The following is a 20,666-nucleotide window of genomic DNA, read 5'->3' as shown; positions in this document are numbered from 1 at the left end:
AATCCTCAGTAGCTCAGTTGGTTAGAGCATCTGACTGTTAATCAGGGTGTCGCTGGTTCGAATCCAGCCTGAGGAGCTTTTCGATCGGGGTAGGGAAGTGTGTCGCTGGTTCGAATCCAATCAACCCCGATTATGAATAAAGTCTGATACTAGATGGAGAGCTTTTTTCTTTGTTTGATACAAATTAATGTTTAGTAATGTAATATCAAATAAATTTGCATATTTCAATTCTATATTCGCTTTCTCTAAACGTGTTTTTATCTTAGAAAAATTTTCTTGATTTCTTTTCAATAATCTTTTTTTTAAGATTTCTATGGAATGAACCAAAACAAATATAGATAGAGAATTATTCGGATATAGTTTTTTTAAATGTAATCCCCCTTTCACATCTACATCAAATAAAATATGTTTATTTTCGTCCCATATTTTAGATATTTCGCTTTTTAAGGTTCCATAGAATAGTTTTGGATAAACTTCTTCCCATTCTGCAAACTGATACTTTTTTATTTTAGAAATAAATTTTTTCATAGAAATAAAATAATAGTCTATCCCATGTTTTTCTTTATTTCTTATAGAACGCGTAGTGCATGAAACAGAAAATTTTAATTCTGTAATTTTTGAGAGTAGATGTTTTGAAATAGTAGTTTTTCCAGATCCTGAAGGACCTGATAAAATAATTATCTTTCCTTTTTTCATTGTGAACTATCAGGATGTCGAATTAAAAAATAAGAATATTATTTGTTTTAAATATTATTTCCTAACTTTGTCTATCTTTTTTTCATTTTTCCTTACTTTCCTTTTCCATAAGTATATGATGGGAATAAAAAGATAATGTTAAGGAATAAATTTTACAAGTTATGAAACTAGGAATAGTAGGTGTGACAGGAATGGTAGGACGTGTTATGATGGAAGTTTTAGAAACTAGAAATCTTCCAATAGAAAAATTATATCTATGTGCTTCCGAAAAATCAGTAGGGAAAGAATTTTTTTTTTTGAAAAAAAAATATCCAATAATTGGAATTCAAAATTTGATTTTAAAAAAACCTGATGTTGTTTTATTTTCAGCTGGATCTTCTGTTTCCAAAGAATGGGCTCCTAAGTTTACAAAAATAGGGACTACTGTAATAGATAATTCTTCTGCATGGAGAATGGATCCTAATAAAAAGTTAATTGTTCCTGAAATTAACATATCTTCTTTATCTAAAAAAGATAAGATCATAGCTAATCCAAATTGTTCTACGATACAACTAGTTATGATTTTATATCCTTTGCATTTGGAGTATGGAATAAATCGTGTTATTGTGTCTACCTATCAATCTGTGACAGGTACAGGAAAAAAAGCTGTAGATCAATTAAATAGTGAAAAAAAATCATTAATGACTTATAAAAAAGTATATCCATATCCTATTTATCAAAATGTCTTACCACATTGTGATTCTTTTGGAGAAAATGGCTATACCATAGAAGAAATTAAGCTAATGAGAGAGACAAAAAAAATCATAAATGATCAGAACATAGCTATCACAGCCACGGCAGTACGTGTTCCTGTTATAGGTGGACACTCGGAAAGTGTGAATGTGACGTTTAAAAGAGAGCCTAATATTGATCGTATTTATCAAATTTTTTCTGAAAAAAAAGGAATTGTAGTTCAAGATGATCCGAAAAAAAATATTTACCCTATGCCATTATTGGCTCATGGAAAAGATGAAGTTTTTGTTGGACGTATTCGTAAAGATTATTCTTATTCAAATTCTCTAAATTTTTGGATTGTTGCAGACAATTTGCGAAAAGGAGCAGCTACAAATGCAATACAAATAGCGGAATTTTTGATTGAAAAAAAATATATTTAGAGCTTTCTATCTATAATTATGACATATTCTCCCAATACTTTCTTTATATTTTCATAATGTAGAATCATGTCTTCAATAGTTCCTCTTAAGGTTTCCTGAAACATTTTAGATATTTCTTTACAGATAACAATTTTTCTTTTTAATCCAAAAAAATCTTTTAAGTCGTTTAATGTCCGTAATAATCTATGAGGAGATTCATATAAGATGATCGTTCTATTATATTTTGATAAATTACTCAATTGTATTTTCCTTTTTTTTTTGGGTAAAAAACCAACAAAAGTAAACTCATTAATAGGGAATCCAGAAATTACTATAGCTGGGATAATGGCTGTTGGTCCAGGTAAACATTCTATGGAAATAGAAGCTTTAATACAGGATTTAATAAGGAGAAATCCTGGATCTGATATACTTGGAGTGCCTGCACTGGAAATTAATGCCAATTTTTTTCCTTTTTTTATTTTTTCCAAAATAGAAGGAATCATTTTATGTTCGTTATATGCATGATAAGTTTTTATATGGGTTTTAATATTATAGAAATTCAATAACCTTTTAGAAATTTTCTTATTTTCTACTAAAATAAAATCCACCTCATTTAATATACGTAAACTTCTAAAGGTGAAATCTTCTCTATTTCCTATAGGGGTAGGAACTATATACAGCATTTTATTTCAAAATATATGAAAAAAAAATCTTAATAATGACAGATCTTGTTTATATTTTTTATCTAAGGATAATTCTCTAACTTTTATGAGAGTTTTTCTATTATATATTTTTTAATAATTTTTTTAAATTAATTGGCTATCAAATAATTACATGTGATTTATATATAAAATTTTTTATGATAGTTTTTCATGGTATTTTTATTAAAAAAATTAATAAATGATGGTGAAATAAAAAAAGGAATGAAAGGTAAGCAATATATATTTAGAAGTTCTCTGGTATCTGGAGAGATCATATTTAAGTATGATTTAAATGGTTTTTTGAGAAAAATCGTGTTTCCAGAAAAACTTTCTTTATCACATTATGTATGGATAGGAAAATATTTACCTTATAACGAATCTATTATAAATAAAATGAAAAATTCCAAAGCCGCGTTTTCTATAGAAGAAATTCCTGTAGACTTATCTTTTAATCGTTTTTGGACAGATTATAAATATAAAGTAGGTAAAAAAAAGATGGCGGAAAATTTATGGAATAGAATGTCTTTATCTGATAGAATAAAAGCTTTATCCTATATTCCTAAGTATTTAGATCACGTAAAAAGAACAGGACATGATCAAGCATACCCAACTACATATTTAAATCAAAGATATTTTGATAGTTAATTTTTAAATCAAAAAACTTTTATTTCTTTCTATTTTTTTTTATTACATCAATAGCATCTTTTAAATGGAAGGAGTTAAAAAACATTTTTTCTTCAATTGGAATGGATTTATTTTTATGTCTAATATAGACATTATACTTGTTTACTCTTAATAAGACTTCTTCTTCTTCAAAAACTCCTAAAGATTTAGGCAATTCTAGAAGTTTTAATGCAATTTTTAAGGAAATTGTATCGATTTTTTGACTAATGAGTAATGGAGAAAATTTAGGTTTTTCTTTGTTTTTAAATTCTCCCATTTGAACAATGGGTCCAAATCGCGCTACTTGGGAAAATATTTTTTTTTTAGATATGGGATCTATCCCCAAAAAACGTTTTTTATGAACTTTTTCCACGTTTTTTTCAACGTATTCTATTTTTTTATGAAATCCATCATAAAAATTTTTTATGATTTTTTTCCAAGAAACTTCTCCTTTCGCTATGTTATCAAATTCTTTTTCTAAATTTGCTGTAAAATCATAGTCCACAATTTCGTGAAAATTTTTTTTCAAGAAATTAGTAGTTAGAATACCTATTTCAGTTGGAATAAATTTATTTTTTTCTATTTCTGTAATTTCATTTTTTTTTTCAATGATTATATTCTTCTCATTCAGAATGAATGATTTTCGATATTCTTTTTTCTTAATAGACTTTTGTAGATTGACATAGTTTCTTTTTTGGATAGTAGAAATGATAGGAACATAAGTAGAGGGTCTACCTATTCCTAGTTTTTCTAAATTTTTTACTAAAGAAGCTTCGTTATATCTGGGTAAATGTTTTGTAAAAATTTGTTTTGCTGTAATTTTTTCTTTTTGTAAAAGAGTTCCTTTTTGGATTTTTGATAAATTTGTTTCTTTTTTTTCAAGATTATCCCCCCCATAGATTTTCATAAATCCATCGAATATGATAGTTTTTTCGGTAAAAACAAAAGAAATCTCAAAATTTGAAGATTGAATATAAAAATTTTTTTTTTCAATATTTGCATCCGTCATCTGTCCTATTATAGTTCTTTCCCATATGAATTTATAAAGGATTTTTTCATATGTATCGAGATCTTCCAAAGAATTTTTTCCTATATCTGTGGGGTGAATAGCTTCATGAGCTTCTTGAGAAAATTTTTTTTTAGATAAAAACTCTTTTGGAGAGAAATATGATTTTCCATATGAAGAAAGAATATAGTTTTTTATTTCTGACAAAATATCTTTGGATAGACTAGTGCTATCTGTACGTATATATGTAATGTATCCTTTTTCATATAATTTTTGTGCCAAAAACATAGTTTTGGATATAGAAAAATTTAATTTTTTACATGCTTCTTGTTGTAAAGAAGCAGTTGTAAATGGAGGTGGGGGCGTTTTTTTTTCTTGTTTAGTAACAATTTTTTTAATAAAAAAAGAGGAATCAATACATGATTGTAAAATTTTTTTCATTTTTATTTCTCCTTCTATTTTTTTTTCCAATTTTGCATTGATAGTTATTTTATTCTTATTAGTGAATATTCCAAATATTTGATATCCAGAATTCGGAATAAAATTTTGAATATTTTTCTCTCTTTCTACTATAAGTCTAAGTGCTGCAGATTGGACTCTTCCCGCAGAAAGTCCAGCGTTAATTTTTTTCCATAAAATAGGAGATAATTGAAATCCTACTAATCGATCTAAAATTCGTCTTGCTTGTTGTGCGTGAACCAAATTATAATCAATTAATCTAGGATTTTTGATGGCATGTAGAATAGCTTTTTTTGTAATCTCATGAAAGACTATTCTTCTAAATTTTTCAGAAGGAATATTTAGGATTTTATAAATTTGATAAGCAATGGCTTCTCCTTCACGATCTTCATCGGAAGCTAACCAAATTAAATTGAAATCTTTTATTAATGTTTTTAAGTTTTGAACTATTTTTCTTTTCTTAGAGAGAATTACATAATTAGGCATAAAATTTTTTTTTATATCGATGCCTATTTTTTTTTCTGGAAGATCTATTAAATGTCCGTAACTTGAAACTACATAAAATTCTTTTCCAAGAAACAGTTGTATGGTATTAGCTTTAGTGGGAGATTCAACAATAACTAAGTTTTTTTTCATGTTTTTTTAGATATTCCTTTCAATAATAAAATTTACCATTGTTTTTAAAGATTTTTTTATTGTACTATCTGGATAAGGATCTAATATTTTTAATGCATTATTACGTATTCTTATCATTTTTTGAATGGCATATTCTATGCCTCCATATTTTTTCACATAATCAATAATTTGATGTCTTTTTTTTTCATCATAATTTTTTATAGAATTTAATATCCATTTTTGATCATTTTGAGATGCTTTTTGAATTGCGTAAATCAGTGGAAGGGTCATTTTTTTTTCTCTAAAATCAATTCCAATAGGTTTTCCTGTTAAATTTTCATTAGATTCATTGTAATCAAATAAATCATCTTTTATTTGAAAAGCTATCCCAGTTAATCCTCCAAACTTTCGCATTTTTAATGCGATATTTTCATTGGCATTTACTGAACGAGCACCTCCTTCACAAGAAGCTGCAATTAGACTAGCAGTCTTATGATAAATAATTTGATTATAAATTCTTTCAGTGATATCAAGTTTTTTAGATTTTTCCATTTGTAACAATTCTCCTTCGCTCATATCTTTAATGGTTCTACAAATAATTTTTAGTAGGTCATGATAATTATTTTCTGTAGCTAATAAAAGACTTTTAGAAAGTAAGTAATCTCCTACTAAAACAGCTATTTTGTTTTTCCATATAGCATTTATAGAAAAAGAACCACGACGAAGATAGCTATTATCGATTACATCATCATGAACGAGAGTGGCGGTATGTATTAATTCTATTAAAGAGGCTGTATGATAGGTTTTTTTTTGAATAGTTCCTAACATTTTTGCAATGAGAAAGACAAACATAGGTCGAATTTGTTTCCCTTTCCTATGAACAATATAATGTGTGATTTTATTCACAAGAGGTACATTACTTTTTATAATGGTATTAAATTGTTTTTCAAAAGCTTTCATTTCTTCATTTATAGATCCTTTAACTTTTTCAAGTATTTTCTTCATAATATCAAATTATTCTCTTTATTCTTGTTAAGATTTTTTTTGTGAAAAATTATAATCTTTATTACAAAATTAGCATGGAATCTCCGTAGGAATAAAATCTATATTTTTCTTTTGTAGCTATTTGATACGCTCTCATAAGAAGATCATATCCAGTAAATGCTACTGTCATCATCAATAAAGTTGATTTTGGCATATGAAAATTTGTAATCATCGAATTGGCTATACTGAAATTGTAAGGAGGAAAAATAAATTTATTGGTCCATCCAAAAAAAGGATTTAAATGTTTATTAGAAGATACAGAACTTTCTATAGCACGCATGGACGAAGTTCCAACAGCACATATACGTTTTTTTTGTAAAATGCTATTGTTAACAATATCGCATGTTTCTTTTTTTATGAAACATTTTTCAGAATCCATTTTATGTTTAGATATATCTTCTACTTCTACGGGTAAAAAACTTCCTAATCCAAGATGTAAAGTGATTTCTACCAAATTTATTCCTTTTATTTCTAATTTTTTTAATAAGTGTTTTGAGAAATGTAATCCTGCTGTAGGAGCTGCTACAGATCCTTCTTCTTTTGCATAAATAGTTTGATATCTTTCTTCATCATTTTTATCCGGTAATCTTTGGATGTATTTTGGTAAAGGAGTTTTTCCTATTTCTTTAATTTTTTTTATGAGTTCTTTATGTGTTCCCCTGAAATGAAGTTGTAATATTCTTCCTCTAGAAGTTGTATTATCTATAACTTCTCCTGTCAATCCATGTCCAAAGTTTAATTTATTTCCTACTCTAACTTTTCTTGCTGGATCAACTAATACGTCCCAAGTTCTATCTATTGGATCTAATTCTCTAAGTAAGAAAACTTCTATTTTTGCTTCTGTTTTTTCTTTATTTCCGAATAGTCTTGCAGGAAATACTTTTGTATTGTTAAAAATAATAGTATCACCTTCTTCAAAATACTGATATAAATCTTTAAAAATTTTATGTTTGATGTCCTTACTTTTTCTATCTATAATCATTAACCTAGATTCATCTCTCTGCTCAGTAGGTTGATTAGCTAAAAGGTCTAATGGAAGACCAAAATCGAAATCTGAAGTTCTCATAATTTTAAGAATGGCCAAAAAAATTGATTTAGAAAAACTAATATTACAGGTTTTTTTGGATAAAATTAGATTATTTTTTTTTTGCTAAAAAAAATATATATACATTTGTTTATACTAAAAAGTTTTTTATTAAACTTTTTAAGTTGTTCTTTCTAATATAGAATAAAAAGCTTCTAGACCTGATTTTGAGGATTTTTTAATAAGATTTTTTCGTATTTTGATTTATTTTATTACAACGGAGAGTTTGATCCTGGCTCAGGATGAACGCTAGCGGCGGGCTTAACACATGCAAGTCGAGGGGCAACATAAAATTTATTTTTTAGATTTTGATGGCGACCGGCGAACGGGTGCGTAACACGTACGTAACTTACCTTTTGCTAGAAAATAGCCTGAGGAAACTCGGATTAATGTTCTATAATATAATATTATTGCATGATAATATTATTAAAGCAGAAATGCGGCAAAAGATAGGCGTGCGTCTGATTAGTTAGTTGGTAGGGTAAAAGCCTACAAAGACAATGATCAGTAGGGGGCCTGAGAGGGTGATCCCCCACACTGGTACTGAGATACGGACCAGACTCCTACGGGAGGCAGCAGTGAGGAATATTGGTCAATGGAGGAAACTCTGAACCAGCCACGCCGCGTGCAGGAAGAAGGCCTTATGGGTTGTAAACTGCTTTTGTATAGAAATAAAGATTCTTACGAGATAAGGATTGTGAATGTACTATACGAATAAGTGTCGGCAAACTCCGTGCCAGCAGCCGCGGTAATACGGAGGACACGAGCGTTATCCGGATTTATTGGGTTTAAAGGGTGCGTAGGCGGTTGATTAAGTCAGTAGTGAAATGTTGCAGCTTAACTGTTAAAATGGCTATTGATACTGATAAACTAGAGTGAGATTGGAGTAACTGGAATGTGTGGTGTAGCGGTGAAATGCTTAGATATCACACAGAACACCGATCGCGAAAGCAGGTTACTAAGTCTATACTGACGCTGAGGCACGAAAGCGTGGGGAGCAAACAGGATTAGATACCCTGGTAGTCCACGCCGTAAACGATGATCACTAGTTGTTGGATTTTATATTCAGCGGCTAAGCGAAAGTGATAAGTGATCCACCTGGGGAGTACGGTCGCAAGGCTGAAACTCAAAGGAATTGACGGGGGCCCGCACAAGCGGTGGAGCATGTGGTTTAATTCGATGATACGCGAGGAACCTTACCAAGGTTTAAATGTACTACGAATAAGCTAGAAATAGTTTAGTCTTCGGACGGAGTACAAGATGCTGCATGGTTGTCGTCAGCTCGTGCCGTGAGGTGTTGGGTTAAGTCCCTCAACGAGCGCAACCCTTATTGTTAGTTGCCAGCGAATAAAGTCGGGGACTCTAACAAGACTGCCGACGTAAGTCGAGAGGAAGGTGGGGATGACGTCAAATCATCACGGCTCTTATGCCTTGGGCTACACACGTGCTACAATGGTCGGTACAAAGGGTTTTGCTACTGAGCGATCAGAAGCTAATCTCTAAAAGCCGATCTCAGTTCGGATTGGAGTCTGCAACTCGACTCTATGAAGTTGGAATCGCTAGTAATCGCATATCAGCCATGATGCGGTGAATACGTTCCCGGGCCTTGTACACACCGCCCGTCAAGCCATGGAAGTCGGGGAGACCTGAAATCGGTGACCGTAAAAGGAACTGCTTAAGGTAGAATCGATAACTGGGGCTAAGTCGTAACAAGGTAGCCGTACCGGAAGGTGCGGCTGGAACATCTCTTTTTTAGAGTTTATTAAAAAGATTTGAAGAATTGGGCTAGAAGTTTTTTATATTTTATAGAGATTTATTATCAGTCTCGTAGCTCAGATGGTTAGAGCGCTACACTGATAATGTAGAGGTCCGCGGTTCAATTCCGCGCGAGACTATATGGGGGGGGAATTAGCTCAGCTGGATAGAGCGCCTGTTTTGCACGCAGGAGGTCATCGGTTCGATTCCGATATTCTCCATTTAAAGTTCTTTAACATAACATACATAACTACATAGATATAAATAGGGTATAAAGTAAAAAAGCTAAGTAAGGGCGTATGGTGGATGCCTTGGCTCTGAGAGGCGATGAAGGACGTGATAAGCTGCGATAAGCTGCGGGGATTGGCACATACAAATTGATCCGCAGATTTCCGAATAGGGAAACCTATCATATTAATCATATGATATTACTTTATTTTTAAAGTAAGGCAAACCTAGAGAACTGAAACATCTAAGTATCTAGAGGAAGAGAAAACAAAAGTGATTCCGTTAGTAGTGGCGAGCGAAATCGGAACAGCCCAAACCATTATGGTTACGGCCATAGTGGGGTAGTAGGTCTACATCAGAATAGGAATATTTTTTTATAGTAGAATGATTTGGAAAAATCAATCATAGAAGGTGATAATCCTGTATACGAAATAAAAAAATAACCTTAGTAGTCACCTGATTAGGACGGGACACGGGAAATCTTGTCTGAATTAGCCGGGACCATCCGGTAAGGCTAAATACTACTCAGAGACCGATAGTGAACTAGTACCGTGAGGGAAAGGTGAAAAGTACTTCGAATAGAAGGGTGAAATAGATCCTGAAACCATACGCTTACAAGCTGTCGAAGCCTTTTAGTAAGGTGACGACGTGCCTTTTGCATAATGAACCTATGAGTTAATTTTTCCGGCAAGGTTAAGTAGTTTTGCTATGGAGCCGTAGCGAAAGCGAGTCTTAAATAGGGCGTTTAGTCGGAAGAATTAGACGCGAAACCGAGTGATCTACCCATGAGCAGGTTGAAGCTGTGGTAACACATAGTGGAGGACCGAACCGGTTGACGTTGAAAAGTCTTCGGATGACTTGTGGGTAGGGGTGAAAGGCCAATCAAACTCGGAGATAGCTCGTACTCCCCGAAATGCATTTAGGTGCAGCATCGTGTTAAAATAAGACAGAGGTAGAGCTACTGATTGGATGAAGGGGTTTCATCACCTACTAATTCCTGACAAACTCCGAATGCTGTCATTATGTTTCACGGTAGTGAGGGCGTGGGTGCTAAGGTCCATGTCCAAGAGGGAAACAACCCAGATCATCAGTTAAGGCCCCAAAGTATATATTAAGTTGAACAAACGAAGTTTAATTACACAGACAGCTAGGATGTTAGCTTGGAAGCAGCTATCATTTAAAGAGTGCGTAACAGCTCACTAGTCGAGTGATTGAGCATGGATAATAATCGGGCATAAATATATCGCCGAAACTATGGGATTGAAAAATCGGTAGGGGAGCATTGTAATAACAATGAAGCTAGATTGTAAGATCTAGTGGAGTGATTACAAAAGAAAATGTAGGTATAAGTAACGATAATGCGGGAGAGAAAACCGCACACCGAAAAACTAAGGGTTCCTCAGCTATGTTAATCAACTGAGGGTTAGTCGGATCCTAAGACGTAATCGAAAGGTGTAATCGATGGAAAACCGGTTAATATTCCGGTACTTGCTTTTATTGCGATAGGGGGGACGGAGCAATGAAACTGTCGCGTACGGACGGAAGTGTACGTTGAAATAGTTAGGTATTAGAATATACAGGAAAATCCGTATGTTTTGCTGATCTATGATAGTACCACAAACCTTCGGGAGAGTGGATAGTACAGGTAAGAGCTTCCAAGAAAAGCCTCTAAGCTTCAGATAAAAGTGATCCGTACCAAAACCGACACAGGTAGTTAAGGAGAGAATCCTAAGGTGCTCGAGTGATTCACGGCTAAGGAACTAGGCAAAATGAACCTGTAACTTCGGGAGAAAGGTTGCCTTCCCATAAAGAAGGCCGCAGTGAAAAGATCCAGGCGACTGTTTATCAAAAACATAGGACTCTGCTAAATTGAAAAATGATGTATAGGGTCTGACACCTGCCCAGTACTGGAAGGTTAAAGAAAAAGGTCAGCTTTTTAAGCGAAGCTTTTGACTGAAGCCCCAGTAAACGGCGGCCGTAACTATAACGGTCCTAAGGTAGCGAAATTCCTTGTCGGGTAAGTTCCGACCTGCACGAATGGTGTAACGATCTGGAAACTGTCTCAGCCGTGAGCTCGGTGAAATTGTAATATCGGTGAAGATGCCGATTACTCGCAATGGGACGAAAAGACCCTGTGAACCTTTACTATAGCTTCGTATTGATTTTGATTAAAAAATGTGTAGGATAGGTGGGAGACTTAGAAGTATTGTCGTTAGGCAGTATGGAGTCAACCTTGAAATACCACCCTTTTTTTATTTGAAATCTAACTCAATCTAAATATATTGAGGACATTGCGTGGTGGGTAGTTTGACTGGGGTGGTCGCCTCCAAAAAGGTAACGGAGGCTCCCAAAGGTACCCTCAACACGTTTGGTAATCGTGTGTAGAGTGTAATGGCATAAGGGTGCTTGACTGTGAGACTTACAAGTCGATCAGGTACGAAAGTAGGGCATAGTGATCCGGTGGTTCCGTATGGAAGGGCCATCGCTCAAAGGATAAAAGGTACTCCGGGGATAACAGGCTAGTCTCCCCCAAGAGCTCATATCGACGGGGAGGTTCGGCACCTCGATGTCGGCTCGTCACATCCTGGGGCTGGAGAAGGTCCCAAGGGTTGGGCTGTTCGCCCATTAAAGTGGCACGCGAGCTGGGTTCAGAACGTCGTGAGACAGTTCGGTCTCTATCTATTGCGAGCGTTAGAAGCTTGAGTGGAGCTGATTCTAGTACGAGAGGACCGAATTGGACGAACCTCTGGTGTATCAGTTGTGTCGCCAGATGCATCGCTGAGTAGCTACGTTCGGAAGAGATAAGCACTGAAAGCATATAAGTGCGAAACTCACCACAAGATGAGGCTTCTTTTTTTAAGGGTCGTTGAAGATGACAACGTCGATAGGCTACAAGTGTAAAGACAGTAATGTCATAGCTGAGTAGTACTAATTACCCGTAGGCTTTTTTATTTTTCCTTTATTATTATTAATTGTATGTTTTGTATGTTATGTTTTTTTATTTTTAATTTTTATGGGCGGTTATAGCAATGTAGATCCACCTCTTTCCATTCCGAACAGAGAAGTTAAATACGTTAGCGCTGATGGTACTGGTTATTCCGGGAGAGTAAGTCGCCGCCCTTTTTTATAATAAACATTCTGAATAGAGATCTCTGCTTTTTGCATTATCTGCACGAAGAATACTTTCACTTCTGTAATAATAAAGACTTTTTAATCCTATTTTCCAGGCTTCTAGATGAACTTTATTAATAAATTTAGCTGGAATATTTTGGTGGAAAGAAAGATTAATACTTTGGCCTTGATCAATATATTTTTGTCGTATACTAGCTTGTTTAATTAATTCTAATTGATTTATTTCTTTGAAACATAGAAATACATTTTTCTCTTTTTCACTCAAACCTGTTAGTCCTAGACAAGATCCTTTTTCATTGGCGATTTCTTCCCATACTTCTGGTAAATTATATCCGCTTTTTACAAGAATTTTTTCCAGATAAGGGTTTTTTCGAATATGCATACCTTTTGCGTCATCATCTACATATATATTGGCTGCTAAGGGTTCAACACCCTGAGATAAGCCACCAGCTAATTTTGCAGAACTTCTATTGGGAGCCATAGCCATTAAGGTTAAATTTCTTCTTCCTGTACCTATGTTCCATTCTGATTCTCCATATTCTTTAGCTAAATATTGAGTTGCTTTTTGAGATTCTGATCGAATTTTTCCAAAGATGTTATGAGTTAATATTTCAGATTTTACAGAAATAAAGGGAATCATCCTAGATTGTAAATAAGAATGCCATCCCAAGGCTCCTAAGCCTAAAGCTCTACTTTTCTCTGCAAAACGAACAGAATCTTCTATTCCTTTAATATTTCTTCCTTTATTAATGAATTCTTGCAAAACTGCATCAAGAAACAAAATAGCATAAAATACAGTTTGAGTATCTTTCCATTCCACGTATTTATATAAATTTAAAGAAGAGAGACAACATACAAGCGTATGACTTTCATCTGTTGGTAACATTATTTCTGAGCAAAGATTGCTATGATGTATTTTCAGTCCATTTTTTTTCCAATTTTCTGGAAGATTTCTATTTGCATTATCTTTAAAGAATAAATATGGTTCTCCCGTTTTTACACGTTCTTTTAGGGTATTTATCCATAAACTTCTTTCTTTTCCATTTTTTTTCAATACTTTTTCCATGAAGGAATTAGAAAGAATAACCCCTTGATGAACATTATGACATTGACGATTAATATCTCCTTTAGGTTCTCTTATTTTTAAAAATTCTGGATATTCTTGATGTTCTATATTCAAGTAAATAGCTACCGCTCCTCTTCGTGTTCTCCCTTGCTTACTAGCAATAATGGCACTATCATATGATTTAACAAAAGGAATAATCCCATCAGAAGCTCCCAAGGTTCCATTTTTGATAGGACTCCCTACGGGTCTGATTAGACTAAAATCATAAGAGGTTCCTCCTCCATGTTTGCTCAAAATAGCCATTTCCAAATTTTTCCTATATATTTCATACATACTATCTCCAACACGACCGGAAAAACAGCTAATAGGTAATCCTTTTTCCGTTCCAAGATTCACCATAACTGGAGTAGAGGGGATCAGCCATCCTTTCCATAAAATATTAAAAAATTTTTTTTCTATTTTTGGCTTTTTAAGAATTTTTGCCGCATTTTTGGACAATCTTTTATATGCTTCAAAAGGAGTTTCTCCATCTAATAAATATCCACCTTTAATTGTAGTCAGATATAGTTCATTATTGGCCCATATAGGAAAATCTATTCCTACTTTCCATCCTTTCTTTTCTGCAATAGGGTGTGTTTCCATTTTTTTAGTACTGAAATTTCCTTTTCTTTATTTCTTTTCCTTTTCTATTTGTTCTTTTAATCTTGCTAATCCAGCAATATCTCCAAGCGTAGATCTTTCGAATTTTCTGTTTTTTATACGTATTTTTTCTTTCTTTGGATCTTTTTCACGATAAATAGAAGTATGAGAAACTACAATTTTTTTTGTTTCTTTATTAAATTCAATTACTTTAAAATTGCTTTTTTCTTCTTTTTTCAAAGTACTTCCATCTTTTTTTTCCAAGAAACGCAATGGAGCAAATGCTTCTATTTCTTGAAAATTTTTCATTTGATCATTTAATAGTTTGACAGAAGCTCCTTTGTCAAATAAATTGACGATGAATCCATTATGAATACTTCCTACATAATAGATTTTTTCATATTTTTCCCATGGATTTTCCGTGATTTGTTTGTGACCTAAATTTAATCTTCTAGTTTGAGGATCTAAAGTTAAAATTATTACTTCTAATTTATCATTGATATTGCAAAACCCAGAGGGATGTTTTATTTTCTTCCCCCATGAAAGATCATTTGTATAAATGATCCCAGATATTCCCTTTTCTAATTCCAAAAAAATTCCAAAGTTAGTAAACTTACGAACAATTCCCACATGTTTTGATCCTATAGGGTATTTATTTTGAATATCTATCCAAGGATCTGGAGTCAATTGTTTAACACTTAAAGACATTTTTCGTTCTTTTCTATCTATAGTCAATATAACTGCCTCTATTTCATCTCCTATTTTTACAAAGTCTTGTGTGGAAGATAAATCATAAGACCAAGACATTTCACTAATGTGTAATAAGGCTTCTACTCCTGGAATAATTTCTACGAAAGCTCCATAATCAGCTAAAACGCTTACTTTTCCTTTTACTTTGCTTCCTACTTTTAAATTTTTATCTAAAGAATTCCAAGGATGAGGTAGCAATTGTTTTAATCCTAATTGAACTCGGTTTTTATCCTTATCGACACCTAGAACTACAAATTTTAATTCTTGCTCTAATTGAACTACTTCTGTGGGATGATTAATGTGAGGCCAACTCATATCAGTAATATGTAACAAAGCATCTACTCCTCCTAAGTCTACGAAAGCTCCATAAGGAAGAATATTTTTAATTTTTCCCTCTAAAACCTGACCTTTATCAAGTTTAGAGATCATTTCCTTTCTTTGTTCTTCTATATCTCTTTCTATCAAAATTTTATGAGATACTACAACGTTTTTAGTCTTTTGATTTATTTTGACCACTTTTACTTCCATCGTCTTTCCGACATATGTGTCATAATCTCTAACAGGTTTTACATTAATGTGGGATCCTGGTAAAAAACATTCAATATCAAAAATGTCTATAATTAAACCTCCTTTAGTTCTAGCCGCTACATAACCTAATATGACTTCTCCTTTATCATGTGCTTCATTGATTCTTTCCCAATTTCTCATAGTTTTTGCTTTTTGATATGAAAGAATACATTGTCCCTTATAATCTATTTTTACCACCATAACTTCCATCTTGTCTCCTACTTTGAAATTAAAATCCTCTCGAAACTCACTAATTGGAATAGCTCCTTCCGCTTTAAATCCTATATCTACAATCAGATTCTTTTCCGTGATATGTGTGATAATTCCTTGATATATTTCTAGTTCTTGTATTTTTGGCAAAGTTTCTGCATAGATTTTTTCAAATTTTTTTCTTTCTTCCTGTTGTTGACTGTTCAAATGAGTTTCGTATTTCGTCCAATCGAAACTTTTTCTTTGATCCTTTAATCCGATTACTAGATTTTCATTATTTTCAGATGAATGTGGGGTATCTCTTTTAATTTCTTCGGTTTGATTAGACATATATTTAATTTTTGTAAAAGAATATCGAAACTTGCTACTACTGCTAAAAATATGAAATGAAGAGAAGAATTTTATCTATCCACTAGATTAGGATTAGCAAGCTTATTGTATATAAAAAAAACAGATAATACAAAACTAATAATTTTTCATCACATAAATTTTTATATCTCCTAATATCTTTGACTTAACTTGTTGTGAATAATTTCAGAAAATCCATCATGATGATGTAAATTGATCATTGTGTTCATAAAAAAAAATTCGTTAAAAAAACATGTATCTTATTGTTGATACCGAAACTACGGGATTACCTGAAAATTATAATTTTCCTATATCCAATACGGATAACTGGCCAAGAGTTGTTCAAATCGCATGGCAACTACATGATTTCTCAGGAAAATTAGTGGAATTTAAAAATTTTATTATAAAACCGGATCATTATGACATTCCTTTCAACGCTTTTAAAATTCATGGAATAACTAATGAAATAGCGGAAAAAAATGGAGAAGATTTAATTGTCGTTCTTAAAGAATTTAAGAAATCTTTTGAAAAGTCTAAATATTTAATTGGACACAATTTAGAATTTGATATCAGAGTTATTGAGTGTGAATTTTTTAGAAAAAAAGAACAAATTTCTTTTAAGAAAAAGGAAATTTTAGATACTAAAGAAGTATCTATTTTTTATTGCAAACTGCCTGGTATAAGAAAAAAATTTAAATGGCCCACATTAACTGAATTATATTATAAGTTGTTTGGAACAAAATTGTCTCATTCACATAATGCAGCAAATGATGTAAAAGCTACAGCTCGTTGTTTTTTAGAACTTTTGCGTTTAGGAATTATCTCATCTGAAAATCTTCAAATAGATGAAAATTTAATTTTTCAGTTCAGGAACTTACATCAGTCTCCCATATCTTCCTCTATGGTCTCTTTTAATAAACCACATTCCTCATATGGAGATATAGTAAAAGAAATGAAAAAAAAGAAGAAGATTAATCATGAAGAATTCAAAAAAAAAAAATATTCTCATATTCATAATCATACTTCTTTTTCCATTCTTTATTCTACCATAGATATTCAATCTTTGATTGAAAGAGCTATATATTTTGATATGCCTGCAGTAGGAATAACGGATTATGGAAATATGATGGGGGCTTTCCATTTTTTAAATGCTATTCATTCTGCCAACAAAAAATATTCTTCCTTAAAAAAATCCATCAAAGGAATCGTAGGATGTGAAGTGTTTATTTCTGATTTTTATTCACAGAAGAAATTTACTAAAGAACAGCCGGATAAACGTTATCATCAAGTTTTTTTGTCTAAAAATAAAGCGGGATATCAAAATTTGTCAAAACTATGTTCTCATGGATTCATAGAAGGTTTTTATGCAGGGTTCCCTAGAGTTGGAAAAGATTTAATAGAAAAATATAAGAAAAATTTGATAGCTCTTACGGGAGATCTATATGCAGAGATTCCACAAACCATCCTGAATAAAGGAAAAATGAAGGCAGAAAAAGTTTTTTTGTGGTGGAAAGAACTTTTTGAAGAAGACTTTTATATAGAATTGTTACGTCATGGATTAGAAGAAGAAGATTATGTCAATAAAGTTTTGCTGGAGTTTTCAGAAAAATATCATGTAAAATATATCGTGCAAAATAATACTTTTTATTTAGATCAAAAAGAATCTTATGCTCATGATATTTTACTTTGCGTAAAAAATGGAGAAAAAAAATCCACTCCTATAGGCAAGGGAAGAGGTTATAGATTTGGATTTCCAAATCATGAATTTTATTTTAAAAGTCCAGAAGAGATGAAAGAAATTTTTTCAGATTTTCCGGAATCTTTTGATTTTTTAGAAGAATTAGTGAATAAGGTCGAATCTTATCATCTTTCACAAAAAGTTTTACTTCCAAAATTTCAAATTCCAGAATCATTTGAAAATTCTCTAGATAAAATAGATGGAGGTCATAGGGGGGAAAATTCTTTTTTAAAAAGCCTCGCGTATGAAGGGGCTAAAAAACGTTATCCACATATAACTCCGGAAATAAAAGAAAGAATTCATTTCGAATTAAAAACAATTGAAAAAATTGGATATCCTGGTTATTTTCTAATTGTTCAAAATTTTATTTCTCAAGCTAAAAAAATGAATATATCCGTAGGACCAGGAAGAGGATCTGTTGCTGGATCTGTAGTAGCTTATTGTATAGGAATTACCGATATAGATCCCATAAAATACAATCTTCTTTTTGAGAGATTTCTCAATCCAGATAGGGTTTCTTTACCAGATATAGACATTGATTTTGATGATAAAGGACGTGAAAAAATTATTGAATGGGTAGTTCAAAAATATGGGAAAAATCAAGTTGCACAAATTATCACGTATGCCACTATGGGAGCAAAATCCGCTATTCGTGATACAGCAAGAGTGTTAGATTTATCTTTAAAGAAAACAGATTATCTAGCAAAAATGGTCCCAAATTTACTTTCATTAAAAGTTCTCTTGTCAGAAAAAGATCATCTTTTAGAAAAGATGAGTAAAGAAGATATGGAGAATGTTAAAAAATTGAAAAGTTTTTCAGAGAAAAAAGATACTCTAGAAGGACAAGTCTTACAACTGGCAAAAACTTTAGAGGGGACTATAAGAAGTACAGGAATACATGCCTGTGGCGTTATTATCAGTCCATATGATATTCAAGAATATGTTCCAGTTTCTATTTCAAAAGAATCTGATTTATTGATCACGCAATTTGACAACCATGTAGTGGAACGAGCTGGATTGTTGAAAATGGATTTTCTAGGATTAAAAACCCTTACTATTATCAAAAAAGCTTTAAATATTATCAAAAAACGTATTAATGTTGAAAAAATTTCATTTTCTTTAGAAGATGCAAAGACTTATTCTCTCTTTCAAAAAGGAGAAACTGTAGCTGTTTTTCAATATGAATCTACAGGAATGCAGAAATATTTACGGTTGCTCAAACCGGATAAATTTGATGATCTCATTGCCATGAATGCCTTATACCGACCTGGCCCATTACAATATCTTAAAAACTTTATATATAGAAAACATGGGAAAGAAGCCATTACATATGATTTGCCAGAAATGGAAGAATTCTTAAAAGAGACTTATGGAATAACGATCTATCAAGAACAAGTCATGTTAATAGCTCAAAAAATAGCTGATTTTAGTAAAGGAGAAACAGATTTTCTTAGAAAGGCTATGGGAAAAAAACAAAAAAATGTATTAAATAAGATGAAAAATCAGTTTATTATTCAAGCTTCTAGAAAAGGATATCCGAAAAAAATATTGGAAAAAATATGGAAGGACTGGGAGTATTTTTCTTGTTATGCATTCAACAAATCTCATGCCACTTGTTATGCCTATATAGCATTTCAAACGGCTTATCTAAAGGCACATTTTCCTTCTGAATATATGGCGTCTGTATTAAGTCACAATATGGATAATATTAAACAGCTTACTTACTTTATAAAAGAGTGCACACGTATGGGAATTTCTGTAATAGGTCCGGATATCAATGAAAGTGATGCCTTTTTCAAAGTTACAAATTCTAATTGTATTAGATTCGGAATGAGGGGGATAAAAGGAGTTGGAGAAAATGCAGTCAAAAATATTATCCAGGAAAGAGAAAATAACGGACCATATACATCTATTTTTGATTTGGTAAAACGTATTGACTTGCGTTTAGTCAATAAAAAGACTTTGGAAAGTTTAGTGTTATCTGGATCATTAGATAAATTTCATATACATAGAAAGCAATATTTTCATTTTGAAGAAGAAAAAAAATTAAGCACTCTAGAGAAGATCATTCGATTTGGATCGAAATTTCAAAAAAGGAAAATACAAGAGAAAAATTCTCCAGAAAAGAAAAAAAAAATTGAAGTAGAAAAACCCATAATTATAAAAAGTGAGCCATGGAATAATATATATAAATTATCCAAAGAAAAGGAAGTATTGGGGATTTATGCCTCTTCGCATCCTTTGGATGATTATTCTTATGAAAGAAAATATTTTACTAATTTATCTTTAGATCAATTAAATAAGTATGAAAAAAAACTTATAGGAAAAGAAATTTATATATGTGGTGTTTTATCGAAAATAGAAAAAAAGATCTATATAAAGAGTGGAAAAAAATATGGAATTTTTTTATTAGAAGATTATCATTCTTCTAAGGAATTTTGTATTTCTGGACAACAGTATTTAAGATATGAACATTTACTATTTAATAATAGCCTGTTGCATTTATATATTTCTATTTCTCAATCGAAATATAATAGCTGTAAAATCCATATTATTCATATGGAAAGTTTACAAAATGTTCTAGGAAAATTATCCGAAAAATTGATCATAAAAATTGATCTGGATGATTTAGACCAGGTAATCATTGATAATATAGATCAGCTATTTTCTCAACAAATAGGAAATAAAAAACTTTATGTTTTTCTTTATGAAAAGGACAATCATATTTCTTTAAATTTAGAATCTAAAAAGTATGGAATTAATATTAACTCTGATTTTTTAAAAAAATTAGAAAAAATAGAAGGCTTGGATTTTTGTTTAAATTAAAACTTT

The 20,666-nt window shown here is 31.8% G+C and carries 10 protein-coding genes, 3 tRNA genes and 3 rRNA genes; 9 read left to right on the top strand and 7 right to left on the bottom strand.

Translation table 11 applies throughout. The features are described from left to right. The first annotated feature begins 2 nt into the window (after positions 1 to 2). Positions 3 to 76: transfer RNA gene (locus tag H0H45_RS01730), tRNA-Asn, on the top strand. 44 nt (positions 77 to 120) lie between these two features. Here the strand turns inward: H0H45_RS01730 and gmk are convergent. Further along, positions 121 to 696 carry a guanylate kinase gene (gene gmk / locus H0H45_RS01725; RefSeq protein ID WP_185866353.1) on the bottom strand — a complete coding sequence of 192 codons (576 nt, stop codon included), beginning with the start codon at positions 694 to 696 and terminating at the stop codon, positions 121 to 123. Positions 697 to 857: 161 nt separating this feature from the next. Here gmk and H0H45_RS01720 point away from each other — a divergent pair, with 161 nt between their 5' ends. Beyond that, on the top strand, positions 858 to 1,850 hold the full coding sequence (locus H0H45_RS01720; protein ID WP_185866352.1) for an aspartate-semialdehyde dehydrogenase: 993 nt from the start codon (positions 858 to 860) through the stop codon (positions 1,848 to 1,850). On the opposite strand, the gene rsmI is transcribed toward H0H45_RS01720, so the two are convergent. Then, positions 1,847 to 2,512, bottom strand: a complete 666-nt coding sequence (rsmI, locus tag H0H45_RS01715) for a 16S rRNA (cytidine(1402)-2'-O)-methyltransferase (protein WP_185866351.1) — start codon at positions 2,510 to 2,512, stop codon at positions 1,847 to 1,849. The two genes, H0H45_RS01720 and rsmI, sit on opposite strands and share 4 nt — an antisense overlap. 240 nt (positions 2,513 to 2,752) lie before the next feature. Between rsmI and H0H45_RS01710 the strand changes: the two genes are divergently transcribed. Beyond that, the gene (locus H0H45_RS01710) at positions 2,753 to 3,175 is read left to right on the top strand and encodes a hypothetical protein (RefSeq protein WP_185866350.1); all 423 of its coding nucleotides are present in this window, start codon (positions 2,753 to 2,755) and stop codon (positions 3,173 to 3,175) included. A gap of 19 nt (positions 3,176 to 3,194) precedes the next feature. On the opposite strand, the gene topA is transcribed toward H0H45_RS01710, so the two are convergent. The 3 genes from topA to queA form a co-directional block, all read right to left on the bottom strand. Further along, positions 3,195 to 5,294: a type I DNA topoisomerase gene (gene topA / locus H0H45_RS01705; RefSeq protein ID WP_185866349.1), complete on the bottom strand. Its 2,100-nt coding sequence runs from the start codon at positions 5,292 to 5,294 to the stop codon at positions 3,195 to 3,197. Between the two features lie 6 nt (positions 5,295 to 5,300). Continuing rightward, a complete protein-coding gene (locus H0H45_RS01700; protein ID WP_185866348.1) occupies positions 5,301 to 6,278 on the bottom strand; it encodes a polyprenyl synthetase family protein in 978 nt (325 codons plus the stop codon). Positions 6,279 to 6,339: 61 nt separating this feature from the next. Beyond that, positions 6,340 to 7,383, bottom strand: a complete 1,044-nt coding sequence (gene queA / locus H0H45_RS01695) for a tRNA preQ1(34) S-adenosylmethionine ribosyltransferase-isomerase QueA (RefSeq protein WP_185866347.1) — start codon at positions 7,381 to 7,383, stop codon at positions 6,340 to 6,342. A 232-nt stretch (positions 7,384 to 7,615) separates the two neighbouring features. Between queA and H0H45_RS01690 the strand changes: the two genes are divergently transcribed. From H0H45_RS01690 to rrf, 5 genes are all read left to right on the top strand, one after another. Then, positions 7,616 to 9,153, top strand: a 16S ribosomal RNA gene (locus H0H45_RS01690). Positions 9,154 to 9,222: 69 nt separating this feature from the next. Further along, positions 9,223 to 9,296, top strand: a tRNA-Ile gene (locus H0H45_RS01685). Positions 9,297 to 9,303: 7 nt separating this feature from the next. After that, positions 9,304 to 9,377, top strand: a tRNA-Ala gene (locus H0H45_RS01680). Between the two features lie 57 nt (positions 9,378 to 9,434). Continuing rightward, positions 9,435 to 12,336, top strand: a 23S ribosomal RNA gene (locus H0H45_RS01675). Between the two features lie 61 nt (positions 12,337 to 12,397). Continuing rightward, positions 12,398 to 12,507, top strand: a 5S ribosomal RNA gene (gene rrf, locus H0H45_RS01670). The 16S, 23S and 5S rRNA genes sit together here with 2 tRNA genes alongside, the layout of an rRNA operon. Before the next feature lies 1 nt (position 12,508). Here the strand turns inward: rrf and H0H45_RS01665 are convergent. Both H0H45_RS01665 and rpsA read right to left on the bottom strand, forming a co-directional pair. Then, on the bottom strand, positions 12,509 to 14,224 hold the full coding sequence (locus tag H0H45_RS01665; protein ID WP_185866346.1) for a ribonucleoside-diphosphate reductase subunit alpha: 1,716 nt from the start codon (positions 14,222 to 14,224) through the stop codon (positions 12,509 to 12,511). Between the two features lie 27 nt (positions 14,225 to 14,251). Continuing rightward, positions 14,252 to 16,078 carry a 30S ribosomal protein S1 gene (gene rpsA / locus H0H45_RS01660; RefSeq protein ID WP_185866345.1) on the bottom strand — a complete coding sequence of 609 codons (1,827 nt, stop codon included), beginning with the start codon at positions 16,076 to 16,078 and terminating at the stop codon, positions 14,252 to 14,254. Between the two features lie 271 nt (positions 16,079 to 16,349). On the opposite strand from rpsA, the gene dnaE reads away from it, so the two are divergent. Further along, the gene (gene dnaE / locus H0H45_RS01655; protein ID WP_185866344.1) at positions 16,350 to 20,660 is read left to right on the top strand and encodes a DNA polymerase III subunit alpha; all 4,311 of its coding nucleotides are present in this window, start codon (positions 16,350 to 16,352) and stop codon (positions 20,658 to 20,660) included. The last annotated feature ends 6 nt before the right edge of the window (positions 20,661 to 20,666 follow it).

It is taken from the genome of Blattabacterium cuenoti (genome assembly GCF_014252095.1).
Classification (GTDB): domain Bacteria; phylum Bacteroidota; class Bacteroidia; order Flavobacteriales; family Blattabacteriaceae; genus Blattabacterium; species Blattabacterium cuenoti_F.
The sequence above is the reverse complement of the archived record's forward strand: the minus strand, read 5'-3'. Positions and strand labels throughout refer to the sequence as shown.